Raw genomic sequence first — 26,483 nt, forward strand, 5'->3', positions numbered from 1 at the left:
GAACGCCCATGGCCGCCACCCCCGTCACCCTGCAGCCCCGCCCCGCGATCGACCCGAGCGTCGACCACGCCATCCAGGCGATCGTCTCCGGCGCGTCGATCGACGCCACGTGCACCACCGACCTCGCCGTCGGACCGTGGGACTTCGACACGCGTCCCGGCTACGGGCCCGGCTCGTCGATGGGCGACGTCATCCCCACCGGTGCGCCGCGCCAGGGCGAGCTACCCCAGCAGTACCGCGACGCCTCGGACGACGAGCTCGACGCGCGCATCCGCGTCGCGAAGCAGACGCTCGGCGACCGGGTGGTCGTGCTCGGGCACTTCTACCAACGCGAAGAGGTCGTGCGCCACGCCGACTACGTGGGCGACTCGTTCCAGCTCGCCAACGCTGCGAAGGAGCGTCCCGAGGCCGAGGCGATCGTCTTCTGCGGCGTGCACTTCATGGCCGAGACGGCCGACCTGCTCTCCCGCCCCGAGCAGGCCGTCATCCTGCCGAACCTCGCCGCCGGCTGCTCCATGGCCGACATGGCCGACATCGACCAGGTCGAGGAGTGCTGGGAGCAGCTGGCCGAGGTCGTGGGCGACCTCGACACCCCGGATGCCGACGGACTGCTGCCCGTGATCCCGGTCACGTACATGAACTCCAGCGCCGCCATCAAGGGCTTCGTCGGACGCCACGGGGGCATCGTCTGCACCTCCTCCAACGCCCGGACCGTGCTCGAGTGGGCCTTCGCGCGCGGGCGCCGCGTGCTGTTCTTCCCCGACCAGCACCTGGGCCGCAACACCGCCAAGGCGATGGGCGTGCCGCTGGAGCAGATGCCGATGTGGAACCCCCGCAGGCCGCTCGGCGGGTCGTCCGAGGAGCAGATCGCCGACAGCCGCGTCATCCTGTGGCACGGCTTCTGCTCCGTGCACCGCCGCTTCACGGTCGACCAGATCGACCGGGCCCGCGCCGAGCACCCCGGCGTGCGCGTGATCGTTCACCCCGAGTGCCCGATGGAGGTCGTGGATGCCGCCGACGAGGCCGGCTCGACCGACCTCATCCGCAAGGCGATCGCCGCGGCCACGGCACCCACGACCTTCGCCATCGGCACAGAGATCAACCTCGTGCTACGCCTGGCGGCGCAATACCCGCAGCACGAGATCTTCTGCCTCGACCCGGTGGTGTGCCCGTGCTCGACGATGTACCGCATCCACCCCGGCTACCTCGCGTGGGTGCTCGAGTCGCTCGTGGCGGGAGAGGTCGTCAACCGCATCACGGTCCCCGACGACGTCGCCGCCCCCGCCACCGTCGCCCTCGAGCGCATGCTCGCGGCCAAGCCGAGCGGCGCGGTGAAATGACCACCGTCGTCGTGGTGGGCAGCGGCATCGCCGGTCTCACGGCGGCGCTGCACGCGGTGGAGAACGGATGCCGCGTCACGGTCGTGACGAAGGGCGCCCTGCCCGACACCAACACGCGGTGGGCACAGGGCGGCATCGCCGCGGTCACCCATTCCGCCGACACCGTCGCCTCGCACGCGGCCGACACCCTCACCGCGGGCGGCGGGCTGAACGACACCGCCGCCGTCGACGTGCTGGTGGGCGAGGGGCCGGCCCGCATCGCCGAACTCGTCGACCGCGGCGTCGTCTTCGACCGCGACGCCGACGGGGACTTCTCGCGTGGCCTCGAAGCGGCTCATGCCGTCGCGCGCGTGCTCCACGCCGGCGGCGACGCGACGGGGGCTGCGATCCAGGCCGCCCTCGGCGACGCGGTCCGCGCCGCCGGCATCCGGGTGCGGGAGCACGCCCTGCTGCGCGACGTCGTGCTCGTCGACGGACGGGCCGGCGGCATCGAGCTGGCCGACGGCGAGACGATCCTCGCCGACGCCGTCATCCTCGCCACCGGCGGCGCCGGTCAGCTGTACGCCCACACCACCAACCCGCTCGGCGCCACGGGCGATGGAATCGCCGCCGCGATCCGTGCCGGCGCGGCGGTCGCCGACCTCGAGTTCGTGCAGTTCCACCCCACGGCCCTCGCCGTGGGGGCGCCCTTCCTCGTGTCGGAGGCCGTGCGCGGCGAGGGGGCGACCCTCGTCGACGACGCCGGTCGCCGCTTCGCCTTCGAGGCCCACCCCGACGGCGAGCTGGCCCCGCGCGACGTCGTGGCGCGCTCGAACGCCCGGGCGATGGCCGCGCAGGACGGTCGTCCCGTGCGCCTGGATGCCACGGTCCTCGGCGCCGAACGCCTCGCGCAGCGCTTCCCCACGATCGACGCCGCCGTCCGCGCGCGCGGACTCGACTGGGCACGCGAGCCCATTCCCGTGACCCCGGCCGCGCATTACCTCATGGGCGGTGTCGTCACCGACCTCGACGGACGCACCACGGTCCCCGGGCTGTACGCGGTGGGCGAGACGGCCCGCACCGGCGTGCACGGCGCGAACCGCCTGGCATCCAATTCGCTCCTCGAGGCAGCGGTGTTCGGTGCGCGCGCAGGCGAGGCGGTGGCGCGCGATCGCGGCTGGCCCGTCGCCCCCGTTCGCCGTGCCGCCCCCGCGCCCGCGGCCGCGGTGGACGCGCCCCCCTTCGCCCGAGCAGCTCTGCAGCGGCTCATGTGGGCCGACGCGGGTCTCGTTCGCGAGGCCGCGGGGCTCGACCGAGCGGCCGCGACCCTCGCGGCCTGGAGTGCCCGGGGCGGGGCCCGCGAGGTCGAGGACGACAACCTGCTGCTCGTCGCACGCCATGTCGTCGACGCCGCGCGGCGGCGCACCGCGTCGGTCGGGGCGCATTTCCGCTCCGACGGGCAGCACGGCACGTCCGGGCCGCACGACACCGACATCGCCCTGGCCGCCGCGCCCGCGGCATCCACTCCCGCACACCCGGAGGCCCTCGCATGCTGACCCGCGCCACGATCGACCGCGTCGTCTCGGCCACCCTCGACGAGGACGCACCGTGGGGCGACCTCACGAGCGAGACGCTCATCCCCGAAAACGCCACGGCGCGCGCCGAACTCGTCGCACGTGTCGAGGGCGTCTTCAGCGGAGCGGCCGTGTTCGCCGCGGCGTTCACGCTCACCGACCCCTCGATCGTCGTCGAGCAGCGCCGGGCCGACGGGGAGGCCTTCGCGCCCGGTGACACGCTCGCCGTCGTCAGCGGCCCCGCGCGCGCCGTGCTGACCGCCGAGCGGATCGGGCTGAACTTCGTGCAGCGCATGTCGGGCATCGCCACCCTCACCAGCCGCTACGTCGCCCGAGTCGCCCACACCGGCGCTCGCATCGTCGACACCCGCAAGACCACCCCCGGCCTGCGCGCCATCGAGCGGCAGGCCGTGCGCGACGGCGGCGGGCACAACCACCGTTTCTCGCTCTCGGATGCCGTCATGGCCAAGGACAACCACCTCGCCGTGCTGACCGCGAACGGCATGTCCGTGACGCAGGCGCTCGAGAGCGCGATCGCGCGACTGCCGCACACCACCCACGTCGAGGTCGAGGTCGACCGTCTCGAGCAGATCGACGCGGTGCTCGCCGCGGGCGTCGGCACGATCATGCTCGACAACTTCTCACTCGACGACCTCCGCATCGGCGTCGCCCGAATCGCCGGCGCGGCCCAGGTCGAGGCGTCCGGCGGCGTGACGCTCGACACCGTGCAGGCCATCGCCGAGACGGGCGTCGACGTCATCTCCGTCGGCGCACTGACCCACTCCGCGCCCGCCCTCGACCTCGGGCTCGACATCCGCATCGAGACGGCGTGAGTCTGTACCTCGACAACGCCGCCACGACCCCCGTGCGCCCCGAGGTGCTCGAGGCGATGGCGCCCTACCTCACGCGGGTGTTCGGCAACCCGTCGAGCCACCACGAGGTCGGCGAGGCCGCGGCATCCGCCCTCGACGACGCCCGGGCGCGCGTCGCCTCGGCGCTCGGCGTGCGCGCCGGCGACGTGATGTTCACCTCGGGAGGCACCGAGTCGAACAACGCCGCGGTCAAGGGGCTCGTGCTCGGTGCCCTCCCCCGCGGCAGGAGGCATGTCGTCACGACCGCGATCGAGCACGAGTCGGTGCTCGCCTCCGCGGACTACCTCGCCCGTCTGCACGGGGTCGACGTCACGTACGCCCCCGTCGACGCCACCGGCACGCTCACCCCTGACGCACTCGCCGACGCGCTGCGCGACGACACCGCGCTCGTGAGCGTCGGGTACGCCAACAACGAGATCGGCACGGTGCAAGATGCCGCCGCCCTCACCGCCGCCGCGCACGAGCGCGGCGTGCCGCTGCACCTCGACGCCGTCCAAGCGGCCGGGTGGCTCCCCCTCGCGGGCCTCGGGGCGGATGCCGTCACCATCGCCGGCCACAAGATCGGCGCCCCCAAGGGGACCGGCATCCTGGCCGTGCGTGGACGACTGCCGTTCGAGCCGCTCCTGCACGGCGGCGGTCAGGAGCGCGGACGCCGCTCGGGCACACCCGACGTCGCCGGGGCGGTCGCCATCGCCACGGCCCTCGCGCTCGCCGAGGCGGAGCGAACGCAGGAAGCGGCCCGCGTCTCGGCCCTGCGCGACGCGTTCACGGCTCGGGTGCGAGCGCTCGTGCCGGGCGCGCGACTGACGGGCCACCCCGAACGGCGCCTTCCGGGCACGGCGAGCTTCGTCTTCCCCGGCACGAACGGCGAGACCGTGCTGCTGGAGCTCGAGCGGCGAGGGGTCGTCTCCTCGAGCGGCTCGGCGTGCGCAGCGGGGAGTGACGAGGCGTCGCACGTGCTCCTCGCGATCGGCCTCGAGCATGACGATGCCCGCACGGCCGTGCGTTTCACCCTTCCGCACGGGCTGTCGGCATCCCTGGACCCGGTCGCCGATGCCGTCGCCGATGCCGTGGCCGCCGTAGGATCGCGCGGGTGAGCTCCACCCCCGTCACCGTCATCGTCCCCGGCTTCGACGTCGCCGAATACGCGGAAGAGGCGCTGGACTCCCTGCGCGCGCAGACGCACCCGCACTGGACGGCGGTGCTCGTCGACGACGCCTCGACCGATGCGACGGAGCGGATCTTCGCCGACACGGCCGCCGCCGACCCGCGCTTCCGCGTCGCGCGGCACGACCGGCAGCGCGGCCTCGGCGCCGCCCGCAACACCGGGCTGGAGCTCGTGGACACGCCCTATACGGCGTTCCTCGACGCCGACGACCGCCTGCGCCCCGACGCCCTCTCGCGCCTCGCCGACACCCTCGATCGCACCGGCAGCGACATCGTGGTCGGTGCCTACGTGCGCCTGCGACCGGATGCCGACGGCCCCGGCTACACGGCGGGCGAGGTGCAACCGTGGGTCGCGGCCGCCACCGACCCGGCGCGCGAGCGGACGTCGCTGGACGCGCACCCCGCGGCATCCGGGAACATCGTCGCGTGGTCGAAGCTGAGCCGTACGGCGTTCTGGCGGGACCACGGCCTGCGGTTCCCGGAGGGACGCTATTACGAGGACCAGGTGCTGGCGCAGCGCATGTACACGCTGGCGGGAGCGTTCGATGTGATCCCCGACGTGGTCGTCGAGTGGCGGCAGCGCCGCGACGGCGGCTCGATCACGCAGCGCCTGGGCGAGGTCGCCGTGCTGCGCGACTACCTCGAGGCCCTCGGCGAGGGCATCGCCGTGCTGCGCGCCGCGGGGGCCGAGGCCGCGGTGGCGGAACGCGGAGCGCTCATCCGTACGCTCGACCTGCCACCGCTGCACCGCATCGCCGAGACGCACCCCGACCCCGCGTACCGCATCGCTCTCGAGGCGTTCCGGGAGACATTGCCCGCCTGAGCCACCGCACGCGGGCTGGAGCCCCATGCGGGCTGAATCCCCGAGGCCCCGATGCGTCACGGGCGTCGTCGCACTCGCCTACGCCGGCGCCTCGTCGGCCCGGCGGGCGGGCAGCGCGGCGCGTGCACGGCCGGCCGTGTCGTGCTGCTCGTCCGCCAGAACGAAGGAGGCAGCCAGCTGCTCGGCGGCGAGGCTCGAGTACAGGCCGCCCGCGGCGAGCAGTTCGGCGTGCGTCCCCGACTCGACGATGCGACCCGCGTCGACGACGTGGATCCGGTCGGCGCCGATCACCGTCGACAGTCGATGGGCAATCGACAGAGTGGTCCGCCCGTGCGAGGCGGTCTCGAGGGCTTCCTGCACGATGCGTTCGGACACGGTGTCGAGGGCGCTCGTCGCCTCGTCGAGCAGCAGCACGGGCGGATCTTTGAGTAGCACGCGCGCGATCGCGATGCGCTGCTTCTCACCGCCCGACAGTCGGTAACCGCGCTCGCCCACGACCGTGTCGTATCCCGCCTCGAACGAGGTGATGACGTGGTGGATGTTCGCGGCGCGGCACGCCGCTTCGATCTCGTCGTCGGTGGCGTCCGGCCGCGCGTACCGGAGGTTCTCGCGCACGGTGGCGTGGAAGAGATAGGTCTCCTGCGACACGATGCCGATCTCGTCGATGATCGACGCGCGGTCGAGCGTGCGCACGTCGGCCCCGGAGAACAGCACCGCTCCGCCGCTCGCCTCGTACATGCGGGGCGTGAGGTAGAGGATGGTCGTCTTTCCGGCACCCGACGGGCCCACGAACGCCACGTGCTGACCGGGCTCGACGGTGAACGACACCCCGTCGAGGGTGGGTCGCGTCTGCGCGGGGGCATCGGGATACCGGAACTCGACGTCGCGGAATTCCACGCGTCCGAGCGGCCCCGGGGCGTTCGCCACCGGCAGCGCGTCGGGCACGTCGACGATGGCCGGGCGCAGGTCGAGGTACTCGAAGATGCGCGCGAACAACGCCGACGAGGTCTGCAGGTCGAGCGCGACGCGCATCAGGCCCATGAGCGGCATGAGCAGTCGCGCCTGGACCGTGGTGAAGGCGACGATGGTCCCCGCGGTGATCGCGCCTGCTCCCCCGCCGATCAGATATCCCGAGACGAGGTAGATGATGGCGGGCACGCTCGACATGATCACCTGCACGACGGCGAAGAAGCCCTGGCCGCTCATCGCACGGCGCACCTGCAGCCGCACCTGGTTGTCGTTCTCGGCGTCGAAGCGCGCCGACTCGGTGCGCTGACGGTTGAACGATTTCGACAGCAGGATGCCGGAGACACTCAGGGTCTCCTGCGTGATGGCCGACAGCTCCGACAGCGACTCCTGCGTCTCGCCCGCGATGCGCGCGCGCACCTGACCGACGCGGCGCTGCACGAAGATGAGGAAGGGCATCAGCGCGACGGCGATCAGCGTCAGCCGTGCGTCGATGAGGATCATCGCGACGAGCGAGGCGATCACGGTCACGGCGTTGCCGAGAATGCTCGTGACCGTGTTGGTCAGCACTCCCGAAACGCCGCCGACGTCGTTCTGGAGGCGGGACTGGATGACGCCCGTCTTGGTGCGGGTGAAGAAGCCGAGCTCCATCGCCTGCAGGTGGTCGAACAGACGCGTTCGGAGGTCGCCCGTCACGCGGTTGCCGACGGTGGCGGTCAACCACGTCTGCCCGACGTTGAACACCGCCGACAGCAGGAACAGGCCGATCATGATGGCGACGAGCACCGCGAGCAGCCGCAGATCGGGGCCCGAGCCGTCGACCGGGAAGAGGGCGTCGTCGAAGATGCGCTGCACCAGGAGGGGCGGGATGACGGCCACGGCCGCCCCCACGACCACCAGTAACGCGGTCATCGCGATGCGCCAGCGGTACGGGCGGAACAGCTCGATCACTCGGTGACCGAGACCGTCGACACGCGGCGCCTGAGCGTTGCGACGACGCTGCATGTCGGCGTCCACGCCGCGGAACATGCTGCCGCCCATTCCGCCCATGCTCATGCGGGCCAGCCTACGTCCGCCCACCGACACCGGCTCGCGGGACGCCCGCCACGCGGCCTCGCTAGACTCGCATCCGCGCGCGGCGGCATCCGTCCCGAGGATTTGTCTCGACGTCGGAATATCCCGACGTGCCTCGCCGTTTCCTGTTGCGCAGCCGCCCCCGTGGCGCCACGAAGCCCCCCGTTCGAAAAGGACCTCGTCATGGCCGCCACCGGCACCACCACCGTCGCTCCGCCCTCCTCCGCCTCCGGCGTCACCGCCGAGCAGAGTCGAGTCATCTGGCTGCTGCTCACCGCCGCCTTCGTGGCGATCCTGAACGAGACGACGATGAACGTCGCGATCCCGTTCCTCATCCGCGATCTCGGCATCACGGCAGTCGCCGCGCAGTGGCTGACGACCGCGTTCATGCTCACGATGGCGGTCGTCATCCCGATCACCGGCTTCCTCCTGCAGCGCTTCACGACGCGGCAGGTCTTCGTCGCCGCGATGTCGCTGTTCTCGACCGGAACGCTGGTGGCGTTCCTGGCCCCCGGGTTCGAGGTGCTGGTCGCCGCCCGCGTCATCCAAGCCTCCGGCACGGCCATCATGATGCCGCTGCTGATGACGACGATCATGACGATCGTGCCCCCGGCGCAGCGCGGGCGCATGATGGGCCGCGTCAGCATCGTCATGGCGCTCGCCCCCGCGATCGGCCCGACCATGTCGGGGCTCGTGCTGCAGTCGCTGGGCTGGCACTGGATCTTCGGCATCGTGCTGCCGATCGCCCTCGTCGCCCTGTTCGTCGGCGCCCGCTGGATCCACAACCTCGGCGAGACCCGCAACGCCCCCATCGACGTCGCCTCGGTCATTCTCTCGGCCTTCGGCTTCGGCGGTCTGGTCTTCGGCCTCAGCCAGATCGGCGGCGGACACGGTGGCGACGCCGGCGCCGCCGAGGCATCGGTCGTGACGCTGGTGGTGGCCCTCGCGGTCGGTGTGATCGGCCTCGGTGCCTTCGTCTGGCGGCAGGTGCGCCTGCAGCGCACCGACTCGGCGCTGCTCGACCTCCGCGTCTTCCGCTCGCGCAACTTCACGCTCTCCGTGACGCAGCTCGGCGTGATGTCGATGGCGTTCTTCGGTGCGATCACCCTGCTCCCGCTCTACCTCCAGACCGTGCTGGAGAAGAGCCCGCTGGAGACGGGTCTCGCGGTGCTCCCGGGCTCACTCGCGATGGGCCTCGCCGGTCCGGTCATCGGCCGCATCTACGACAGGTACGGCACGCAGGTGCTGCTCGTCCCGGGCGCGATCATCGTCAGCGCGACGCTGTGGTTCTACACCACCGTGGGCACCGACACTTCGTTCGTGCTGCTCATCGTGGTGCAGACCGTGATGATGATTGGCCTCGCCCTGTCGTTCACGCCGCTGTTCACGGCATCCCTCGGCTCCCTCGAACCGCGCTTCTACTCGTACGGCTCGGCGGTCGTCGGAACCGTGCAGCAGGTCGCGGGTGCCGCCGGCATCGCACTGCTGGTGACGATCATGTCGTCGGTCTCGGCATCGGCCGGAACGGGGCTCGAGGCGGATGCCGCGGGAACGCGCGCCGCGTTCCTCGTGGCCGCCATCGTCTCGGTGCCTCTGGTGGTCGGGGCGTTCCTCATCCGCAAGCCCGCGGACCAGCTGGAGGGCTCGGCGCCGATCGCGCACTGATCGCCGCCGGACGGCGCCGAACCTCACCCCGAGCCGGGGTCGAGCGGACTCAGTTCACAGGGAGCAGGAACCGCCGCCGCAGCACTGCGAGGCGGAGGGCTTGTCATCGTCGGTCTCGACCGCGGGAGCGTTCAGCAGCGGGATCAGCGGCGTGGACGCGGGCGTGGTGTCGGACGTGGTGTCACCGGACATGCGCTCCATGTTACGCCCGCGTCCGCGCATCGGGGCCGGTCCCCCGCGCTAACGCCCGCACCCGCAGCCCGCAACCCCCGTCCGCCGTCGCCCCCGTCTTCCTAGCGTTGACAGCACCCCGATCCACAACGAAGAGAGGCGAACCCATGACCGATCTCAGCGGCAAGCGCATCGCATTCCTGGCCACCGACGGTTACGAAGACAGCGAGCTGACCAGCCCGTGGGAGGCCGTGACCTCCGCCGGCGCCGAGGCCGTGCTCGTCTCGCCCAGCGAGGGCAGCATCAGCGGCGAGAAGGGCCACGAGCAGAAGGTCGACCTCGCCGTCTCGAGCGCTTCGGCCGGTGACTTCGACGCGCTCGTGCTCCCCGGCGGCGTGCAGAACGCCGACGACATCCGCATCGTGAAGGATGCCGTGACATTCGCCCGCGACTTCTTCGACCAGCACAAGCCGGTCGCCGTCATCTGCCACGGCGGATGGATCCTCACCGAGGCCGACGTGCTGAAGGGCCGGACCCTCACGAGCTACCCCACGCTGCAGACCGATCTCCGCAACGCGGGCGCCACCTGGGTCGACGAAGAGGTGCACGTCGATCAGGGCCTGGTCTCGAGCCGCAACCCCGACGACCTGCCGGCGTTCAACGCCAAGCTCATCGAAGAGGTCGCCGAGGGCGCGCACTCCGGCCAGACCGCCTGACAGCGATGACGCACAGGGGCTCCGGACCACGGTCCGGGGCCCTTTCGTGTGCCCGAGGGGCGGTCATATCCTCCGCGATGCGCGCAACCTCCGTCGAGATGGGTGACGGCGAGCGAACTCTGCGCACATCGCGGAGCTTGTGCACCCGGCGAGCAGCCGGTTCGCTGCTGCCCCACGGCTCGACACGCGCCGGCCGCGGACCGCGCGCCCCTCAGCCGGCCTGGCACGACGGGCACCACTGGCCCCCGCCCTTGGTGCCCGGGATGTCCTCGACGAGACCGTCGCAACCGGGGCACGGCTCGCCCGTGCGACCGTGCACGCGCATGGCCGCCACCTTCGCCGCCTTCTGCTCGGCGATCGGCACGCCGCGACGTGCGATCACGGCCGCCGTGAGCGTGTCGTGCAGGGCCGCCCACAGGCCCATGACCGCCTCGTCGGAGAGGCTCGCGGCGTGGGCCGTGGGCGACAATCGCGCCGCGAAGAGGATCTCGTCGGAGTACGCGTTGCCGATCCCGGCCAGCGTCTCCTGCTCCTGCAGCAGGGCCTTGAGCTGCTTGCGCCGGCCGCCGAGGGCGGACTGGAGCATCTCGCGGGAGAAGGCCGGGTCGGCGGCATCCGGTCCGAGCTTGGCGATCGCGGGCACCTCCGTCGGCTCATCGACGAGGTGCAGCTGCACCGACAGCCAATCGCCGGCGTCGGTGATGCCCAGGATGCCGTCGTCGAACGTGACTCGCGCGATCACCGCGGCAGCCGTCTCGGACTCCGCGTCGTCGCCGTCGGCCCACGTCGCCCATCCCGCGCGGCCGAAACCGAGTGACAGGTGCGCGCCCTCGAGGTCGAGGTCGATGTGCTTGCCGAACCGCTCCACCGCGGTCACCCGGCGACCCACGAGCTGGTCGAGGAGCCGGGCGCGGGTCTTCCACGCCCGCCCCTCGACGAGCTCGGTGCCGACGACCGCGTGACCGGTCAGGCGCTCGCGCAGGAAGAACGCGAGCGCCTCGACCTCGGGGGCTTCGGGCATGGGCGGATGCCGCTCAGGCGCGGGGCTCGGACCCGGTGGGCGGCGTGGTGGTCGTGGTCGGCACCGGGGAGGAGGTCTTCTCGGCCGCTGCCGAGGGGCGCCGCGCCGACTCGGCGAAGGCGTCGGCCACGGCGCGGCCCTGGATGATCTGCGTCAGGTCGATTCCGGTCGCCGCGCGCACCGCTTCGAACGAGGAACGCAGGCCCGTCGCCGACTCCGCCGCGAGGTGACCGCTGGCACCTTCGCCGCCGAGCACGGTGATGTTGCCGACGCGGTTGTAGCCCTTGGCGAACTCCGCCATCATCGGCACGAGCGCCTCGAGCGCACGCTGGGCGAGCAGTGCCTCCTGGTTGTGCGACAGCGCCTCGGCCTCGGCGCGGATCGCCTCGGCGCGGGCCTCACCGGCCAGGCGCACCGACTGGGCGTCGGCCTCGGCGCGCACCCGGACCGCTGCGGCCTCCTGCTCGGCGATCTGAGCGCGGGCCTGAGCCGCCTTGATCTGCGCGTACGAGTCGGCGTCGGCGTTCTTCTGACGCTGATAGAGATCGGCATCCGCCACGCGGTTGACCTCGGACTCCAGGCGCGCCTGGGTGTTCTGCGCCTCCTGCTCGAGCACCGCCTGGCGACGCTCCGCGCGGGCGAGGGCCTCGGCCTGCTCGGCCTCGGCGTTGGCGCGGCCGACCTCGGCCTTGGCCGCGGCGCTGTTCTTGTCGAGCGCGGTCTGCTCGATCAGGTTCGCCTCGTCGGTCGCGATCTGGCGGGCGCGGATCTCGCGCACCGCGTTGATGCGGGCGACCTCGGCCTCGCGCTTGACGCGCTCGACCTCCGTCGCGCCGAGCGCGGAGATGTAGCCGTTGAGGTCGGTGATGCCCTGGATCTGGAACGAGTCGAGGATCAGGCCCTGCGACGAGAGGTCTTGCTTGATGCCCTCCGCGATCTGGTCCGACAGGCGCTGCCGGTCGCGCATGAGCTCCTCGACGGTCAGCGTGGCGACCACGCCGCGCAGCGCACCCTCGAGCTGCTCTGTGGTGAACTGCTCGATCGCCTTGTCCTGCGAGGCGAAGCGCTCGGCCGCGCGACGCACCGATTCGGGATCCGAGCCGATCTTGACCAGAGCGACACCGCTGACGTTCACCGTGACGCCCGTGGACGACTGCGCAGTCGGCTCCATCTTGATCTGACGGGCGCGCAGCGAGATCATCTCGCCCCGCTGCGTGAGCGGGTTGACGATCGCTCCGCCGCCGGTGATCACCGTGATGCGCGAGGAGTTCCCGTCGGAGCTCTTCTGCCGCTTACCGACGATGACCAGGGCTTCGTCGGCCTTCGCGACGCGGTACCAGCCGCGGACGACGAGAGCCAGGACGAGCATCACGACGATCGCGATCACCACGACGATGGCGGCGATCAGTCCTACTGCTCCCAGGGCGGCGAGTTCCATGCTTCTCCTTCGATGGGCACCGCCGGAGCGGTACGGGGGAATCACCTCCAACCTATCCGCCACTCTGCGGGCGCTGTCCAGCCCCTGCGCGAACGATCGCGTCCCCGGCGGGGTGGGGAGGAGCGTACCGTTGAGGGTGAGGCGGCCCGAACCGCCGAAGAAGGGTCCCCCCAATGAAGATCGTTTCATCGCAGGACTGGCGGGATGCCATCCGCTTCGATGCGCCCGTCCTCGTCGCCGACGTGGTTCCCGGCGAAGCCACCCGCTGCGTCGCCTGCGGCACCGACGGGCCGCTCTACGAGCGCACCGAACTGTGGGCCGTGAAGCACCAGCACCCGAAGCACCACGGCGGGTTCGTGCGCTTCTACTGCGAAGCGCACACGCCCGCCGCTGCTCCCCCGCCGCCCGCCCCCACCATGGAGGCCCGCCGGGCGCGCAACGCGACCCCGCGCCCCGAGCGTCGGAGCGCGAGCCCCAAGCCCATCCCGATCACCGACCGCCCCACGCGCGCGATGTGCCCCGACTGCTTCGTCGAGGTCTCGGTCGGTGGCGACTGCGGAATGTGCGGCGCTCAGGTCGTCTGACCGCGAGAAAGAACGAACCGCCCCGGACTCCTCCGGGGCGGTTCGTCGTTCGTGGCTCAGCGGGCCGAGATCGTCCACCCGGCCTCGTGCGAGGCACCCGGATCGAGCGAGACCACGCCGGTGGCGAAGTCGTAGGCATCGTCGTTGAAGGCATCGGGGGCGCAGGTCATGGGCTCGACGGCGAGTCCCGCTCGATGCCCGGGCGTTCCGGGGCCGGTCGGCAGGTCCGCCGTGTGGATCTGCACCCACGGGCAGTCCTCGCCCCAGGCCATCGCAACCCCGGTGCCCGACGGGTCGGTGACGATCACGCTCGCGCGGCCGTCGGCATCCCGTCGCAGGCCCGTGTACGCGTGGTCGATCTCGACCGCGCCGAGCACGCGTGCCGCGCGGTAGTCGAAACGCTGGGCGTCGACCTCGACGGATGCCAGGGCCACCGGAGCGAGTCGATCGGGCGTCACCTCGAGCACGGTGTCGGCCGGCAGGTCGAGCGTCCACTCGTCGAGGGCCGAGGGACCCGCGACCAGGTACGGGTGCGGGCCGGTTCCCCACGGCGCGGGCGTGTCCGACAGATTCGTCGCGCGGACCGTCTGCGTGAGGCCGTCGGCATCCAGGCGGAAGGTCGTCGAGACCACGAGCCACCACGGGTACCCCGCCTGGGCGGTCACGGTCGCCGAGAGGGTCACGGCCTCGTCGGAAGCGTCGAGGATGTTCCAGTCGGCCCACGACAACAGACCATGCAGCGCGTGCCCGCGGTTCGGCTCGGTGAGGGGCAGCTGATGCTCGATCCCGTCGAAGCGGTGGATGCCGTCGACCACGCGGTTCGGCCACGGGGCGAGCGTCGTGCCACGGTAGGCGGGTCGCAGTTCGTCGGCGTCGAAGGGCACGACGAGGTCTCGGCCCTCGAAGGTGAGCGAGCGGAGGGAGGCGCCGACACTCGCGATCGCGGCTTCGTAACCGTGGGCGCGCAGGACGACGGGGGTGCCCGAGACGAGCGTGGGGGTCTCGGTGGGGACGGCAGCGGTCATGGGGCCATTATCCCGGGCGGGACCCCGGGCTTCCGGCATCCTCCCCCGAACACGACGAATGCCCCGACCGCGGACGATCGGGGCATTCGGGGAGGGCGGCTTACTTGAAGGCGTCCTTGACGTTCTCGCCGGCCTGCTTGACGTTGGCCTTGCTCTGATCGGCGTGGCCCTCGGCCTCGAGGCGCTCGTTGTCGGTGCCCTTGCCGAAAGCTTCCTTCGCCTTACCGGCGATGTCTTCGGCGGCGTTCTTGATCTTGTCGTCGAGTCCCATGTCGGCTCCTCCCGTGTGGTCGTTCGGGTATCTCCCGAGGCCTTCACGCTAGATCTCGACCCTCCGGGCGGAAGGGGGCTTGAAATTCGGCTCGTGGTGAGGCACCTCCTCGGGTTAGGTTCGAGGAATGCGCAGGGGGAACGCTTTCTTCGTCGACGTCGGGGGGCTGTCGTGAGGACGACCGACACCCTGGCGGAGTTCGCCGATCTCCTCGACGACGCCCCCGGGCGCACACCGTCCGACGGCCGCGCCGGACAAATCGCGCTCATCGCGTTCTCGGCGACGGTGCTGGTGGTGCTCGCCGGTGGGGGCGGTTACGTGTGGTGGGCCTCGACGGCGGCGTTGCCCGCACCCACCGTCACCTCGCAGGCCCCGACGGCGCGCGCGGGTGCGACCGCCGCGATCGCGCTGCCGACGACGGGATCCGCGCTGCTGAGCATCGAGGGCGGAGAGGCCTACCTGGGCCCCGACGCGTCCGGCGCGTTCGCCGCCGCGGGAGGCGACGACCCGCGACCCATCGCGAGCATCGCCAAGCTCATCACCGCTCTCGTCGTCCTCGACGCGCACCCGCTGTCGAGCGCCGGCGATCCGGGCCCCACCCTGTCGTTCACCGAGGCCGACACCGACCTCTACGACGACTTCTATGTGCGCGGGGCCACCATCGCGAAGATGCCGACCGGCACCCGCCTCTCACTGCACGACGCGCTCGCGGTCGTGCTGCTTCCCTCCGCGAGCAACTACGCGGTCGCGATCGCCCGCTGGGGCTTCGGCTCCGAGGGCGCCTATGTGGAGGCCGCGAGGGCGTGGTTGAGCGCGAACGGTCTCGGCGACACCCGGATCGTGGATGCCACGGGCATCGACGCGCGCAACACCTCCACCCCCGCAGACCTCGTGGCCCTCGGCCGCATCGCCGCGGCGAATCCGGCGATCGCCGCGATCGCGAGCATGCACTCCGTGAACGTCGACGGGGCGGGGCTCGTGACGAGCACGAACGGTCTGCTCGGCACGCTCGGGGTCTCGGGCCTGAAGACGGGCAATCTGGGCGACGGCTCGTTCAACCTCCTCTTCACCTCGAGCCTCGACGTCGGGATCGGCTCACCGTTGACGATCACGGGTGTGCGTCTGGGCGGCGCCACCCACGACAGCACCGACGCCGATGTCGTCACGATGCTGCAGAGCATCGCGGACGGGTTCCACACCCTTTCGGTCGGCACCCGGGGTTCGGAGGTCGGCGAGATCGCCACTCCGTGGGGGTCGGGTGCGTCGCTCGTCCTGTCGAAGGACGCCGACTTGCTCACGTGGTCCGACACCGGCGTGTCGGTCGACCTGGACGTCACCACCCCGAGCACCTACGCCGACGGCGAGAGGGTCGGCACGGTGACGTGGACGGCCGGGCCGCAGACGACATCCGCCGACGTGCAGATCTCGGGCGCGATCGAGGAGCCGTCGCTGTGGTGGCGGCTGACGCACCCGGGCGAGCTGGGCTGACGAGACCCCGCCCGACACCGGATGCCGGACCGCATCCGTCGCGCGCTCGGGGCACCCGACGCCGGGCCGTGCGCGCCGTGCGCACCGGATGCCGGGCCGCACCCGTCGCGCCCGCTCACACCGCCGGGAGTTCGGCGTGGGCCACCACGAGGTCGCCGGTGTCGCGCAGTTCCATGCGCACCGTGTCGCCGCGCAGAACGGCCGCGTTCATCCGGCACACGATCTGCACGTCGGTCCCCAGCACCTCACCGGCGGGGAACTCGGTCCCGTCGGCCCCGACGAACACCAGCTCGTACCTGGCTCCCACATCCAGGCCCGAGGCCTCCAGGTAGGCCTCCGTCCCCCAGGTGTGCGCCACGAGCTGAGCGTCGACGTCGACGCCGGCGGTGTCGTCGCTCACCGTGATCTGCTCCACCGCGCCGAGCGTCCCGGGCGGCCCGGAGGGCACGGGGCGGTCGAAGATGTTCGCTCCGCCCACTCCCACGACCAATCCCACCACCAGGCACGCCGCGGCGAGCGCCGGGGTCCACCAGGTGCGACGACGACGGGATGCCACCGGGCCCCCGTCACGTGAGGAGGGCGCCGTCTCGGCATCCTCCCGTGCGATCGACGCGGAGATCCGGTCGGCGAGGCCGCCGGACTCGCGCGGCGCGGTCCAGGTGAGATCCCCCTGTCGCAGGCGCCGTACCAGGTCCTGCATCTCGGCGTACTCGCGCTCGCGGGCGGGGTCGGCGCGACGGAGCTCGTCGAATTCGGCGGCTTCGGCGCGGCTCAGCTCTCCCGCCAGCGCGGCCGCGGACAGCTCCGCCCAGCGGTCATCGGGGGTGCGCATCGGGCTCCTCCTTCTCGTCCAGGTGCGATCGGAGCGCCCGCAGTGCGTGGAACGTACGCGTGCGCCAAGTGGAAACGGGGACGCCGGTGGCATCGGAGAGCTCGTGATAGCTGCGCCCGTGCAGGTGCACGGCGACGACCGCCGTGCGATGCACTTCGCTCAACACCGAGAGCGCTTCGAGCATGCGCAGTCGCTCGAGCGGGTCGATGGCCTCGCTCGCGCGGTTCTCGAGCTCGGCGTCGTCGCCGATGAGCGGCATCCGGGCGCGAGCACGAACGGCGTCGACGATGACGTTGCGCGCGATCGAGAAGAGCCATGTGCGCTCCGTCGCGCGGCGCGCGTCGAAACGGTCACGTGCGCGCCACGCCCGCAGGAAGGTCTCCTGCACGCAGTCTTCGGCGAGCGGGCGGTCGCGCAGGGCGTTGACCGCGTAGCCGAGCAGAGCGCCGCCGTGCGCCTCGAAGGCCCGGCGCACGTCGAACTCGGCGACGGGATCACGAGACACGGGCATGCGCGTCTCCTCGCTGTCTGCGGCGGCCCGACCCATCGACCCCGTCCTCTCCGAGGCTAGCCGTCGTCGTGTGGCGCACCTCTCCGGGGGATACGTCCCCACCGCCGAGAACGTTCATCGAAGAATTCCGAGCGCCGATGAACGCGGCCCCGCCGCACGACGTACACCCCGGCAACCGGACCACGAGCGTCCCGATCGAAAGGCACGACGATGACGAAGAAGACGTACGCCCGCCCACTGATGATCGGTGCCCTCGCGGGCGTCGCGATGCTCGCCGTGGGAATGCCCGCCCACGCCGAGACCGAAGTCGCCGAACCGTCGGAGTTCACCAGCGCCTTCACGGTGATGGCCACCCCCGACCAGGTCATCAACAACGACGGTGTCGCGGCCCCCGGCGAGAGCGGCGCGACCGGTACCTTCACGTTCCGCATCAACTCCGAGCAGGAGATCATCTGCTACGACATCCGTCTCGAGGGAGTCACGGGCGACTACCAGAGCCCGGCCAAGACGGCGACGCACATCCACGAGGCCGCCGTCGGCCAGCCCGGACCGCCGCGCATCGCCTTCCCGAACCCGGCCCCCGTCGGCGACGGTCCGCGCACCTCGTCGGGATGCCTGCAGGGCCCCTTCACCACCGGCGTCCTCGCCGACGGCGTCGACACGGGCGAGGGCTTCTCCCTCGCCGAGATCGCGGCGAACCCCGCCGGCTTCACGGGCGACTCGCACACCGTCACCTCCCCCGCGGGAGTGGTTCGCGGCCAGTTGTCGGCCATCCCGGTCGGCGGCGTCGACACGGGAGCGGGAGGGTCGGCGGATGCCGGCATCCACCCCCTCGCCGCCTCCGCCGCCGTCGGCGGCGTCGGACTGCTCGCGGCGAGCGCTCTGCTCGTTCGTCGTCGTCGCGCGAGCACGACGCGATGATGACGGCACCACGCGGTGCGCGGCGGTCCACCCCGTCGGGGCGGCCGTGGCGCACCGCGTGGGTGCTCTCGGCGACGCTGCTGGCGGTGTGCGCTGGATGCGCCGCCCCCGGCCCGTCGCCCGCCGTCGACTCCGCACCCGTCACTGCCGCGCAGGCGTCACCGTCGCCGTCGCCGACTCGGGATGCCGTGCAACCGGCGCCGGCTGCGACCGTCGTCGATCCGGCGCGCGTCGTCATCCCCGCCCTGGGGCTGGATGAGCCGCTCATCCCCCTCGGTCTCGCGACCGACGGCGCGATGGAGGTTCCCGTCGACTACGACGAGGTCGGCTGGTTCACCGGCGGCGGCCGCCCCGGGGGGACGGGCCCCACCGTGATCGCCGCGCACGTCGACTCCCCCACGGGCCCCGCGGTGTTCCAGCGTCTGGACGAGGTGGCCGTCGGTGATCTCGTCGAGGTCCACGACGTCGACGGCACGCTGCACACCTATCGCGTCACCGAGACCGCCGACTACCCGAAGGCGGACTTCCCCACGGCGCGCGTCTTCGGCGCGACCGCGGCCGATACCCTCCGCGTCATCACCTGCGGGGGCGTCTTCGACCGCGATGCCGGGTCGTACCTCGACAACCGGGTGGTGTTCGCGGAGCGGGTGTGAGGCTGTGCTGTGCTGTGCTGCGTCACAGCGTGGGCTCGATCGCTCAGGGGGACCCGCGCCTCGCGCGCGGTCGCCCCGGATCGCTCGCGAGCCGCAAGGACCGCCACAGGGCGACGAAGAAGACGATCATCGCCACCGTCCACATCGAAAGCCAGACTCACCGGATAGGGCCGTCGCCGAGAAACACGGCAATCGCGGAAACGAGCCACACCGGCAGGCAGATCACCTGAATGATCCTCAGCAGCCGCAGGTTGCTCACGTTCAGAGCATAGGGCGGATGCCGACGGCATCCCCTACGCGACGGGCTCAGTTGTTGAAGCGGAACTCCACCACGTCGCCGTCCTGCATGACGTAGTCCTTGCCCTCGAGGCGGGCCTTGCCCTTCGCGCGGGCCTCGGCGACCGAGCCGAGCTCGACCAGGTCGGCGAACGAGATGACCTCGGCCTTGATGAAGCCCTTCTCGAAGTCGGTGTGGATCACGCCGGCGGCCTGCGGGGCCTTCGCGCCCTGCGGGATCGTCCAGGCGCGCGCCTCCTTGGGACCCGCGGTGAGGTACGTCTGCAGGCCGAGGGTGTCGAACCCGATGCGGGCGAGCTGGTCGAGGCCCGACTCGTCCTGACCGGTCGACGCGAGCAGTTCGGCGGCGTCCTCGGGGTCGAGGTCGATCAACTCGGACTCGATCTTGGCATCCAGGAACACGGCCTTCGCCGGCGCCACCAGGGCGGCCAGTTCGTCCTTCTTCGCCTGGTTGGTGAGCACGGCTTCGTCGACGTTGAACACGAAGATGAAGGGCTTCGAGGTGAGAAGACCGAGCTCGCGGATGGGCGCGAGGTCGAGTCCGGATGCCGAGAGCAGCACGCCGCGCTGCAGGGCGTCCTGCGCGGCCTTCGCCGCGTCGAGCACCGAGGGGTCGAGCTTCTTGCCCTTGACCTCCTTCTCGTACCGCGTGATGGCCTTCTCGAGGGTCTGGAGGTCGGCGAGCTGCAGCTCGGCGTTGATCGTCTCCATGTCGCTCGCGGGGTTGACCGCGCCGTCGACGTGCACGACGTCGTCGTCGGCGAACCCGCGGACGACCTGGGCGATGGCATCCGCCTCACGGATGTTGGCGAGGAACTGGTTGCCCAGGCCCTCGCCCTCGCTCGCCCCGCGCACGATGCCCGCGATGTCGACGAACGACACGGCAGCGGGCACGAGGCGCTCACTGCCGAACACGTCGGCGAGCTTCTGCAGCCGCGCATCGGGAAGGTTCACGACCCCGACGTTGGGCTCGATGGTGGCGAACGGGTAGTTCGCCGCGAGCACCGAGTTCTTGGTCAGAGCGTTGAAGAGGGTCGACTTTCCGACGTTGGGAAGGCCGACGATTCCGATGGTAAGAGCCACGGGAGTCCAGATTACCCGGCCCGGGCGTTCCCCACGGCGTCAGGGCCGCCGCGCGCGGAAGGCGTGGGTCACGTACGGCAGTGCCACGGCGCCCCCGTCGGCCAGTCCGGGAACGGATGCCACGACGCCGTCGACCGCGGCGTCGATGCGTGCGCGCTGCTCGGGGCTCGCCGTGATCATGTCGCTGCGCGAGAGCACGAGGTCGCGCAGCTGCGGGAGCGTGATGCGGCGCTCCCATCGCCATTCCCGGTGCTCGAGGGCCCCGAAGGGCTCCGTGACCCGGGGTCCGGACGTGGCGAGCAGCACCTCCGCGTTCGATCCGCCCATCGCCGCCGTGAGACGCCGCACCCAATCGACGCCGTCGTCGCGGATGTTCCAGATGAGCCCGAGCTCGCCCCCGCTGCGCAACACCCGTGCGATCTCCCGCGACGCGGGTTCGACGTCGACCCAGTGCCAGGCCTGCCCCATGACGACGGCGTCGAGCCCTGCGTCCGGGAGCGGGAGAGCCTCGGCGGTGCCGACGAAGGTCGGGATGCCGTGCACGTTCCGCCGGAGAGTCGCGAGCATGTCGGCATCCGGATCGACCGCCACCACATCGGCGCCGAGCTCCACGACGCTCCGCGTGAGCTTGCCGGTGCCCGCCCCGACGTCGGCGACGCGAAGCGCACGGCCCGCCTCGCGCACCGGCGCGAGAAGCCACGCCACCGCCTCGGCCGGGTACCCCGGTCGACCCGACTCGTAGGCGGAGGCCGCCTGCCCGAACGACGTCGACTTCTCGCGATCGGTCATGCCCCCGACCCTACGCCGCCCCGCCGACGTCGATTCCGGCTGCGGCGCGTCACGACCCGCGGGCCCCGGGACACAGCGCAGGTGAGTGGAGCGGAGCCGCCCCTCGATGCGGTGCCGACCCCGCGCGGGACGGCGACCCTCCTGCGTTCTGTCCGGCTCGCTCGCACATCCCGCGCCCGCACTTCGGGACAGGATGCGGCCGACCCCGGCGCGCCTCGGCACCACGACGTGTCGGCGGGTGAAAGTGGAGCCGTGGCTTTGGACTTCACCGCGATCGACTTCGAAACGGCGAACTCCAGCGGTGCATCCGCCTGTGCGGTCGGGCTCGTGCGCGTACGTGACGGTCGCGTCGTCGCGACGGCGGCCTGGCTGATCAAGCCGCCGGCCGGACACGACCACTTCGCACCGATCAACATCGGCATCCACGGCATCCATCCCGCCCACGTCATGGACGCCCCGTCGTGGAGCGAGCAGCTCGCGCGGCTGACCGCCTTCGCCGGATCCGACGTGCTCGTGGCCCACAACGCCGGCTTCGACATGTCGGTGCTGCGCCGTGCGTGCGCCGCGACCGGCGACGAGTGTCCGCCGTACCGCTACCTCTGCAGCGTCCAGATGTCGCGCAAGACCTACTCCCTCGACTCCTACCGCCTGCCGCTCGTGGCCGCCGAAGCGGGATGCTCGCCGTTCGCCCACCACGACGCCCTCGCCGACGCGGTCGCGTGCGCCGAGATCACGATCGACTGCGCCCGTCGCGCCGGCGTCGACGACGTCCACGCCCTGGCGGCCCACCTGGGCGTGCGGGTCTCGCAGATCGCGGTCGAACAGGCCGAGCGCGCGGTCGCCTGAGCCCCGCCGACGGCGCCGCCCTTCGGCCATCGCTCGCCCGCTCGCGCCCCGACCCCCGGGCGCCGCGCGCCCGCTCGTGGCCCCGCGGCCCCTTCTGACGCCCCCGGGCCGCCCGCACACCGCTCGTCCTGCCACCCCGCACCGCCCCGGGCCATCGGGCGCGTCATCCCCTGAGCCCGCCCGGCCGGTCTCTCCGCCGATGTCGGAGGTCTGAGGCATGCTGACCACATGGATGCCCTCACCCTCGTCATCGTGATCCTCGCCCTCGCGCTGGGGGTCGCGGGCGGCTGGTTCGTCGGGTCGGCGCGCGTCGCCGCGCGCGGTGCGATCGAGCAGCAGACCCTCGCAGCGCGGGCGGCCGCGGCCGAGACGGCACGCGAGGGCCTGCAGGCCCAACTCGACCATCAGGCGGCGATGTACCGCGAGCTCGCGGGGCAGTCGCGGGCAGACCAGGCCGCCCGCGAAGAGCGGGAGCGACGAGAGCAGACCGTGCTGCGCGCCCTCGACCCCGTCCGCGAGACCCTGGATGCCATGCAGCGCAAGGTCGACGGCCTCGAGCGCGACCGCGTCGAACAGTACTCCGCACTCGGCGAGCAGCTGCGGCTCTCCCGCGAGGCCGATGAGGCCCTTCGCGCCACGACCGAGTCGCTCGCCTCCGCCATGCGCTCGGGCACGACGCGCGGAGTCTGGGGCGAGACCCAGCTGCGCCGCGTCGTCGAGGCGGCGGGACTCACGCGCTACGTCGACTTCGACCTGCAGGCCGCGATCTCCAGCGACGCCGGAGCCGGTCGCCCCGACATGGTCGTGCGACTGCCCGGCGGCAAAGCCCTCGCGGTGGATGCCAAGGTCCCCCTCGACGCCTACCTGCAGGCCAGCGCCATTCCCGTCACCGCGCACGGCGACGACGGCGCGCGTCGCGCCGTGCTCCTCGCCAAGCACGCACGAGCGGTGCGCGCGCACGTCGACGCCCTCGCGAAGAAGGCCTACTGGGCGGGCCTGCCCATCAGCCCGGAGTTCGTGGTGTGCTTCCTCCCCAGCGAGTCGCTCCTGGCCTCCGCGCTCGACGAAGACCCCACTCTGCTCGACTACGCGTTTTCGCGTCGTGTCGCGCTCGCATCACCGGTCAACCTCTGGGCCGTGCTCAAGACCGTGGCCTTCACGTGGACGCAGCAAGACGTCTCCGACGAAGCCCGCACACTCTTCACCCTGGGCACCGAGCTGTACGAGCGGATCGGTATGCTCGCCGGCCACGCCAATGAACTGCGCCGTGCGATTGAGAAGACGGTCGACAGCTACAACCGGTTCGCGGGATCGCTCGAATCGCGCGTCCTCGTCACGGCTCGGAAGTTCCCGGGGATCGACGAGACGAAGCTCGACGCCGTCAGCGCCCCGATCGCCCTCGACGCAACGCCGCGACGGTGGACGGCGCCCGAGATGATCGAGCTCGACGAGACGGACCACTCGGGGAGCAAGGGGACGGAGACGATACCGAACATCGACAGCTCGAGAACGCGAGCCGACCTGGGCGAGATGCGCTCTCGCGCCGGTCTCATCTCAGGAGAGGCGCAGCCCCGGGGCGACGGGTGAGAACGGAGAGGCTCAGGCCCCGCCGGGCACCCAGCTCAGCAGGCTGACCACGGCCGCGGAGACGCCCACGAACGCGCCGACCATCCACCACGCGCTCACTTCGTGGCCCTCGTCGCGGCGCACGCGCAGCAAGACGTCGGGGCGCCGAGCGGGGTCGACGGCGCTGGCGATGACCGCCTGCGCACCTGTCTGAGGTGCGGTCTGGTTCGTCGGAGCTGCTGCCATGGACGATCCCCCTTCGGGTCTCGGAAGAACACAGCGTCGCCGTTGACACTGCGTTCGATTCTGCCAGACAGGGTCGCCGACACCGGTCACGCTTGCGTCACGACACGCCCGGCTGTACCTGCACGCGGTCAGCGGTCGTTCGCTCATCCGGACGGCCGTCACCGGAACCGGTCGCCGAGCCGGCTCGTCGGAGTCACGGTTGCGGCCCGCGACGGAGCTGTCGGCGGGGCCTTTCCTGCCTTGCCCGAGCCGGCCACCGCAGCCGCGAGCCCGCGCCGGCCGCGTCGCGTCAGCGCGCGACGGTCACAGCCACTTCGACGTCAGGTGCTCCGACGAGATCCGGCGCAGCGTCCCCGACGCCCCGCGCAGCACGACGCTCTCGGTGTAGAGGAAGTCGCCCTCGCGACGCACACCCTGTACGAGCTGACCGTCGGTCACGCCCGTGGCGACGAAGATCGTGTTCTTGCCCTTGACCAGGTCGTCGGCCTCGTAGACCGTGCCGTCCACGAGGAGCCCGGCATCCAGGCCCTTCTGCTTCTCATCGTCGTTGCGCGGAGCGAGGACGCCCTGGATGTGGCCGCCGAGGGCCTTGATGGCGCAGGCCGTGACGATGCCCTCGGGGCTTCCACCGATTCCCACGCACATGTCGGTGCGGGCGTTGTGACGGGCGGCGTTGATGCCACCGGCGACGTCGCCGTCGCTCATGAGGCGCGTGCCGGCCCCGGCCTCGCGGATGTCGGCGATCAGTTGCTCGTGACGCGGACGGTTCAGCACCGACACCACGATCTCGTCGACCGGCTTGCCGAGCGCCTTGGCGAGAAGGCGGATGTTCTCGCCGATGGGGAGGCGGATGTCCACGACGCCCACGCCCGCAGGTCCCGTGACGAGTTTGTCCATGTAGAAGATGCTCGACGCGTCGAGCATCGTGCCCTGGTCCGACACCGCGATGACCGACAGGGCGTTCTGACGCCCCGCGGCGGTCAGCGAGGTGCCGTCGATCGGGTCGACCGCCACGTCGCACTGCGGCCCGCGGCCGCTGCCGACGCGCTCACCGTTGTAGAGCATCGGGGCGTTGTCCTTCTCGCCCTCGCCGATCACGATCGTCCCGTCGAAGTCGACGGTGCTGAAGAAGGCGCGCATCGCGTCGACGGCGGCGCCGTCGGCGGCCTCCTTGTCGCCGCGTCCGATGAAGGGGACAGCGCGGATCGATGCCGCCTCCGTCGCCCTCACCAACTCCAGAGCCAGGTTGCGGTCGGGGTGCAAAGGGCTCATGTCGGCAGTCAGGCTCACCATGGGGCCACTGTATCCAGCGCCCGAGCGACAATCGCCGGATTTGCCCTCACGAACCGCGAAGGATTCGCGATTCTTAACGCTCCGGTAGAACGGATCGGTTCCTGTCGCGTCCCTCCCGTCACGATCGGGCGGCTTCGCTAGAGTGACGGTGTCCCGACAACGACCAAGGAGCACCTCCATGCCCGTCGCCACCCCTGAGCAGTACGCCGAGATGCTGGACCGCGCGAAGGCCGGCAGCTTCGCGTACCCCGCGATCAACGTCTCGAGCTCGCAGACCATCAACTCGGTGCTCCAGGGCCTGACCGAGGCCGGCTCCGACGGCATCCTGCAGGTCACCACCGGTGGCGCCGACTACTTCGCCGGTCACACCGTGAAGGCCCGCGCCACCGGCGCCCTCGCCTTCGCGAAGTACGTCACCGAGGTCGCCAAGAACTACCCGATCACGGTCGCCCTGCACACCGACCACTGCCCCAAGGACGCCCTCCCCGGCTTCGTCCTCCCGCTCCTCGAGGCCTCGGAAGAAGAGGTCAAGGCAGGCCGCAACCCGATCTTCCAGTCGCACATGTGGGACGGCTCGGCCGTCCCCCTCGACGAGAACATCGACATCGCGGCGGAGCTCCTCCCCCGCCTGAACAACATCCACGCGATCCTCGAGATCGAGGTCGGCGTCGTCGGCGGCGAAGAAGACGGCGTCCAGCACGAGGGCTCGAACGAGGCCCTGTACACGACCGTGGCCGACGTCACGAAGGCCGTCGAGCGCCTCGGCCTCGGCGAGAACGGCCGCTACATCTCGGCCCTGACCTTCGGCAACGTGCACGGCGTGTACAAGCCCGGCGGCGTCAAGCTGCGCCCCGAGCTGCTCGGCGAGATCCAGGAGGGCATCGCCGCGAAGTTCGGCACCGGCCCCAAGCCCCTCGACCTCGTGTTCCACGGCGGCAGCGGCTCGACCGACGAGGAGATCGCCCTCGCGGTCTCCAACGGCGTCGTGAAGATGAACATCGACACCGACACGCAGTACGCCTTCACGCGCTCGATCGCGGGCTACATGTTCTCCAACTACGAGGGCGTGCTCAAGCTCGACGGTGAGGTCGGCAACAAGAAGCAGTACGACCCGCGCGCATGGGGCAAGGTCGCCGAGTCGGCCATGGCCGTCCGCGTGGTCGAGGCCACGAAGCAGCTCGGCTCCTACGGCCAGTCCAAGAGCTGACACCCGCTCCGACGCGAACGCCCCGGCTCCGGCCGGGGCGTTCGTCGTTTCCGGATGCCGCGCAC

Annotated in this window: 26 protein-coding genes; 14 read left to right on the forward strand and 12 right to left on the reverse strand. The window is 71.4% G+C overall.

Going from position 1 to position 26,483, the window contains the following annotated elements:
* The first annotated feature begins 8 nt into the window (after positions 1-8).
* From nadA to ACK4LS_RS05470, 5 genes are read left to right on the forward strand one after another with little or no spacing between them, the layout of a single operon-like run.
* Positions 9-1,340 (forward strand): quinolinate synthase NadA, encoded by a 1,332-nt coding sequence (gene nadA / locus ACK4LS_RS05450; RefSeq protein ID WP_409714336.1) that lies wholly within the window; start codon positions 9-11, stop codon positions 1,338-1,340.
* A complete protein-coding gene (gene nadB, locus ACK4LS_RS05455) occupies positions 1,337-2,875 on the forward strand; it encodes an L-aspartate oxidase (protein WP_409714339.1) in 1,539 nt (512 codons plus the stop codon). The genes nadA and nadB overlap by 4 nt, the downstream gene beginning before the upstream one ends.
* On the forward strand, positions 2,869-3,726 hold the full coding sequence (gene nadC, locus ACK4LS_RS05460; RefSeq protein ID WP_409714342.1) for a carboxylating nicotinate-nucleotide diphosphorylase: 858 nt from the start codon (positions 2,869-2,871) through the stop codon (positions 3,724-3,726). Before nadB ends, nadC begins: the two co-directional genes overlap by 7 nt.
* Positions 3,723-4,862, forward strand: coding sequence for a cysteine desulfurase family protein (locus ACK4LS_RS05465; protein ID WP_409714345.1), 1,140 nt, complete (start codon positions 3,723-3,725; stop codon positions 4,860-4,862). Before nadC ends, ACK4LS_RS05465 begins: the two co-directional genes overlap by 4 nt.
* Entirely contained in the window at positions 4,859-5,755 is an 897-nt protein-coding gene (locus ACK4LS_RS05470) for a glycosyltransferase family 2 protein (protein WP_409714348.1), read from the forward strand. Before ACK4LS_RS05465 ends, ACK4LS_RS05470 begins: the two co-directional genes overlap by 4 nt.
* A 78-nt stretch (positions 5,756-5,833) precedes the next feature.
* Here ACK4LS_RS05470 and ACK4LS_RS05475 read toward each other — a convergent pair whose 3' ends face one another.
* Entirely contained in the window at positions 5,834-7,771 is a 1,938-nt protein-coding gene (locus ACK4LS_RS05475; protein WP_409714496.1) for an ABC transporter ATP-binding protein, read from the reverse strand.
* Between the two features lie 207 nt (positions 7,772-7,978).
* On the opposite strand from ACK4LS_RS05475, the gene ACK4LS_RS05480 reads away from it, so the two are divergent.
* A complete protein-coding gene (locus tag ACK4LS_RS05480; protein ID WP_409714351.1) occupies positions 7,979-9,460 on the forward strand; it encodes an MDR family MFS transporter in 1,482 nt (493 codons plus the stop codon).
* Between the two features lie 54 nt (positions 9,461-9,514).
* Here the strand turns inward: ACK4LS_RS05480 and ACK4LS_RS05485 are convergent, their stop codons facing one another.
* On the reverse strand, positions 9,515-9,652 hold the full coding sequence (locus tag ACK4LS_RS05485) for a hypothetical protein (protein ID WP_409714354.1): 138 nt from the start codon (positions 9,650-9,652) through the stop codon (positions 9,515-9,517).
* 146 nt (positions 9,653-9,798) lie between these two features.
* On the opposite strand from ACK4LS_RS05485, the gene ACK4LS_RS05490 reads away from it, so the two are divergent.
* The gene (locus ACK4LS_RS05490; RefSeq protein WP_409714357.1) at positions 9,799-10,347 is read left to right on the forward strand and encodes a type 1 glutamine amidotransferase domain-containing protein; all 549 of its coding nucleotides are present in this window, start codon (positions 9,799-9,801) and stop codon (positions 10,345-10,347) included.
* Between the two features lie 211 nt (positions 10,348-10,558).
* Here ACK4LS_RS05490 and ACK4LS_RS05495 read toward each other — a convergent pair whose 3' ends face one another.
* The gene (locus ACK4LS_RS05495) at positions 10,559-11,368 is read right to left on the reverse strand and encodes a DNA-formamidopyrimidine glycosylase family protein (protein ID WP_409714360.1); all 810 of its coding nucleotides are present in this window, start codon (positions 11,366-11,368) and stop codon (positions 10,559-10,561) included.
* Positions 11,369-11,381: 13 nt separating this feature from the next.
* Positions 11,382-12,806, reverse strand: a complete 1,425-nt coding sequence (locus ACK4LS_RS05500) for an SPFH domain-containing protein (RefSeq protein ID WP_409714363.1) — start codon at positions 12,804-12,806, stop codon at positions 11,382-11,384.
* Between the two features lie 173 nt (positions 12,807-12,979).
* Here ACK4LS_RS05500 and ACK4LS_RS05505 point away from each other — a divergent pair, with 173 nt between their 5' ends.
* Entirely contained in the window at positions 12,980-13,390 is a 411-nt protein-coding gene (locus ACK4LS_RS05505) for a glucose-6-phosphate dehydrogenase (RefSeq protein WP_409714366.1), read from the forward strand.
* A gap of 56 nt (positions 13,391-13,446) precedes the next feature.
* Here ACK4LS_RS05505 and ACK4LS_RS05510 read toward each other — a convergent pair whose 3' ends face one another.
* Positions 13,447-14,415 (reverse strand): aldose 1-epimerase family protein, encoded by a 969-nt coding sequence (locus tag ACK4LS_RS05510; RefSeq protein WP_409714369.1) that lies wholly within the window; start codon positions 14,413-14,415, stop codon positions 13,447-13,449.
* 100 nt (positions 14,416-14,515) lie between these two features.
* Entirely contained in the window at positions 14,516-14,686 is a 171-nt protein-coding gene (locus ACK4LS_RS05515) for a CsbD family protein (protein WP_409714372.1), read from the reverse strand.
* Positions 14,687-14,857: 171 nt separating this feature from the next.
* Between ACK4LS_RS05515 and ACK4LS_RS05520 the strand changes: the two genes are divergently transcribed.
* Entirely contained in the window at positions 14,858-16,174 is a 1,317-nt protein-coding gene (locus ACK4LS_RS05520) for a D-alanyl-D-alanine carboxypeptidase family protein (protein ID WP_409714375.1), read from the forward strand.
* A 115-nt stretch (positions 16,175-16,289) separates the two neighbouring features.
* Here the strand turns inward: ACK4LS_RS05520 and ACK4LS_RS05525 are convergent, their stop codons facing one another.
* Together ACK4LS_RS05525 and ACK4LS_RS05530 are read right to left on the reverse strand one after the other, a co-directional pair.
* A complete protein-coding gene (locus ACK4LS_RS05525) occupies positions 16,290-17,006 on the reverse strand; it encodes a hypothetical protein (RefSeq protein ID WP_409714378.1) in 717 nt (238 codons plus the stop codon).
* Entirely contained in the window at positions 16,990-17,517 is a 528-nt protein-coding gene (locus tag ACK4LS_RS05530) for a sigma-70 family RNA polymerase sigma factor (protein ID WP_409714381.1), read from the reverse strand. The genes ACK4LS_RS05525 and ACK4LS_RS05530 overlap by 17 nt, the downstream gene beginning before the upstream one ends.
* Positions 17,518-17,727: 210 nt before the next feature.
* Between ACK4LS_RS05530 and ACK4LS_RS05535 the strand changes: the two genes are divergently transcribed.
* Both ACK4LS_RS05535 and ACK4LS_RS05540 read left to right on the forward strand, forming a co-directional pair.
* Positions 17,728-18,438: a CHRD domain-containing protein gene (locus ACK4LS_RS05535; protein WP_409714384.1), complete on the forward strand. Its 711-nt coding sequence runs from the start codon at positions 17,728-17,730 to the stop codon at positions 18,436-18,438.
* Entirely contained in the window at positions 18,435-19,091 is a 657-nt protein-coding gene (locus ACK4LS_RS05540) for a class F sortase (RefSeq protein ID WP_409714387.1), read from the forward strand. Before ACK4LS_RS05535 ends, ACK4LS_RS05540 begins: the two co-directional genes overlap by 4 nt.
* A 306-nt stretch (positions 19,092-19,397) precedes the next feature.
* Here the strand turns inward: ACK4LS_RS05540 and ychF are convergent, their stop codons facing one another.
* Positions 19,398-20,471: a redox-regulated ATPase YchF gene (gene ychF, locus ACK4LS_RS05545; RefSeq protein WP_409714390.1), complete on the reverse strand. Its 1,074-nt coding sequence runs from the start codon at positions 20,469-20,471 to the stop codon at positions 19,398-19,400.
* 39 nt (positions 20,472-20,510) lie between these two features.
* Positions 20,511-21,260 (reverse strand): class I SAM-dependent methyltransferase, encoded by a 750-nt coding sequence (locus ACK4LS_RS05550; RefSeq protein WP_409714393.1) that lies wholly within the window; start codon positions 21,258-21,260, stop codon positions 20,511-20,513.
* 252 nt (positions 21,261-21,512) lie between these two features.
* Here ACK4LS_RS05550 and ACK4LS_RS05555 point away from each other — a divergent pair, with 252 nt between their 5' ends.
* Together ACK4LS_RS05555 and ACK4LS_RS05560 are read left to right on the forward strand one after the other, a co-directional pair.
* On the forward strand, positions 21,513-22,106 hold the full coding sequence (locus ACK4LS_RS05555) for a 3'-5' exonuclease (RefSeq protein ID WP_409714396.1): 594 nt from the start codon (positions 21,513-21,515) through the stop codon (positions 22,104-22,106).
* A 228-nt stretch (positions 22,107-22,334) separates the two neighbouring features.
* Complete coding sequence (locus ACK4LS_RS05560) at positions 22,335-23,693, forward strand: DNA recombination protein RmuC (RefSeq protein ID WP_409714399.1); 1,359 nt, start codon at positions 22,335-22,337, stop codon at positions 23,691-23,693.
* 12 nt (positions 23,694-23,705) lie between these two features.
* Here ACK4LS_RS05560 and ACK4LS_RS05565 read toward each other — a convergent pair whose 3' ends face one another.
* Together ACK4LS_RS05565 and glpX are read right to left on the reverse strand one after the other, a co-directional pair.
* A complete protein-coding gene (locus tag ACK4LS_RS05565) occupies positions 23,706-23,918 on the reverse strand; it encodes a UDP-N-acetylmuramyl pentapeptide phosphotransferase (RefSeq protein ID WP_409714402.1) in 213 nt (70 codons plus the stop codon).
* A 303-nt stretch (positions 23,919-24,221) separates the two neighbouring features.
* The gene (glpX, locus tag ACK4LS_RS05570) at positions 24,222-25,211 is read right to left on the reverse strand and encodes a class II fructose-bisphosphatase (protein WP_409714405.1); all 990 of its coding nucleotides are present in this window, start codon (positions 25,209-25,211) and stop codon (positions 24,222-24,224) included.
* Between the two features lie 178 nt (positions 25,212-25,389).
* On the opposite strand from glpX, the gene fbaA reads away from it, so the two are divergent.
* On the forward strand, positions 25,390-26,418 hold the full coding sequence (fbaA, locus tag ACK4LS_RS05575; protein ID WP_409714408.1) for a class II fructose-bisphosphate aldolase: 1,029 nt from the start codon (positions 25,390-25,392) through the stop codon (positions 26,416-26,418).
* Positions 26,419-26,483: the final 65 nt, after the last annotated feature.

Source organism: Microbacterium sp., from assembly GCF_046295495.1.
Classification (GTDB): Bacteria; Actinomycetota; Actinomycetes; order Actinomycetales; family Microbacteriaceae; genus Microbacterium.

Excerpts from the sequence above, each read along its gene's own strand:
- nadA (WP_409714336.1), top strand. The coding sequence starts at position 9 with ATGGCCGCCACCCCCGTCACCCTGCAGCCCCGCCCCGCGATCGACCCG.
- nadB (WP_409714339.1), top strand. The coding sequence starts at position 1,337 with ATGACCACCGTCGTCGTGGTGGGCAGCGGCATCGCCGGTCTCACGGCG.
- nadC (WP_409714342.1), top strand. The coding sequence starts at position 2,869 with ATGCTGACCCGCGCCACGATCGACCGCGTCGTCTCGGCCACCCTCGAC.
- ACK4LS_RS05475 (WP_409714496.1), bottom strand. The coding sequence starts at position 7,771 with ATGGGCGGAATGGGCGGCAGCATGTTCCGCGGCGTGGACGCCGACATG.
- ACK4LS_RS05480 (WP_409714351.1), top strand. The coding sequence starts at position 7,979 with ATGGCCGCCACCGGCACCACCACCGTCGCTCCGCCCTCCTCCGCCTCC.
- ACK4LS_RS05485 (WP_409714354.1), bottom strand. The coding sequence starts at position 9,652 with ATGTCCGGTGACACCACGTCCGACACCACGCCCGCGTCCACGCCGCTG.
- ACK4LS_RS05490 (WP_409714357.1), top strand. The coding sequence starts at position 9,799 with ATGACCGATCTCAGCGGCAAGCGCATCGCATTCCTGGCCACCGACGGT.
- ACK4LS_RS05495 (WP_409714360.1), bottom strand. The coding sequence starts at position 11,368 with ATGCCCGAAGCCCCCGAGGTCGAGGCGCTCGCGTTCTTCCTGCGCGAG.
- ACK4LS_RS05500 (WP_409714363.1), bottom strand. The coding sequence starts at position 12,806 with ATGGAACTCGCCGCCCTGGGAGCAGTAGGACTGATCGCCGCCATCGTC.
- ACK4LS_RS05505 (WP_409714366.1), top strand. The coding sequence starts at position 12,980 with ATGAAGATCGTTTCATCGCAGGACTGGCGGGATGCCATCCGCTTCGAT.
- ACK4LS_RS05510 (WP_409714369.1), bottom strand. The coding sequence starts at position 14,415 with ATGACCGCTGCCGTCCCCACCGAGACCCCCACGCTCGTCTCGGGCACC.
- ACK4LS_RS05515 (WP_409714372.1), bottom strand. The coding sequence starts at position 14,686 with ATGGGACTCGACGACAAGATCAAGAACGCCGCCGAAGACATCGCCGGT.
- ACK4LS_RS05525 (WP_409714378.1), bottom strand. The coding sequence starts at position 17,006 with ATGCGCACCCCCGATGACCGCTGGGCGGAGCTGTCCGCGGCCGCGCTG.
- ACK4LS_RS05530 (WP_409714381.1), bottom strand. The coding sequence starts at position 17,517 with ATGCCCGTGTCTCGTGATCCCGTCGCCGAGTTCGACGTGCGCCGGGCC.
- ACK4LS_RS05535 (WP_409714384.1), top strand. The coding sequence starts at position 17,728 with ATGACGAAGAAGACGTACGCCCGCCCACTGATGATCGGTGCCCTCGCG.
- ACK4LS_RS05540 (WP_409714387.1), top strand. The coding sequence starts at position 18,435 with ATGATGACGGCACCACGCGGTGCGCGGCGGTCCACCCCGTCGGGGCGG.
- ACK4LS_RS05550 (WP_409714393.1), bottom strand. The coding sequence starts at position 21,260 with ATGACCGATCGCGAGAAGTCGACGTCGTTCGGGCAGGCGGCCTCCGCC.
- ACK4LS_RS05560 (WP_409714399.1), top strand. The coding sequence starts at position 22,335 with ATGGATGCCCTCACCCTCGTCATCGTGATCCTCGCCCTCGCGCTGGGG.
- ACK4LS_RS05565 (WP_409714402.1), bottom strand. The coding sequence starts at position 23,918 with ATGGCAGCAGCTCCGACGAACCAGACCGCACCTCAGACAGGTGCGCAG.
- glpX (WP_409714405.1), bottom strand. The coding sequence starts at position 25,211 with ATGGTGAGCCTGACTGCCGACATGAGCCCTTTGCACCCCGACCGCAAC.
- fbaA (WP_409714408.1), top strand. The coding sequence starts at position 25,390 with ATGCCCGTCGCCACCCCTGAGCAGTACGCCGAGATGCTGGACCGCGCG.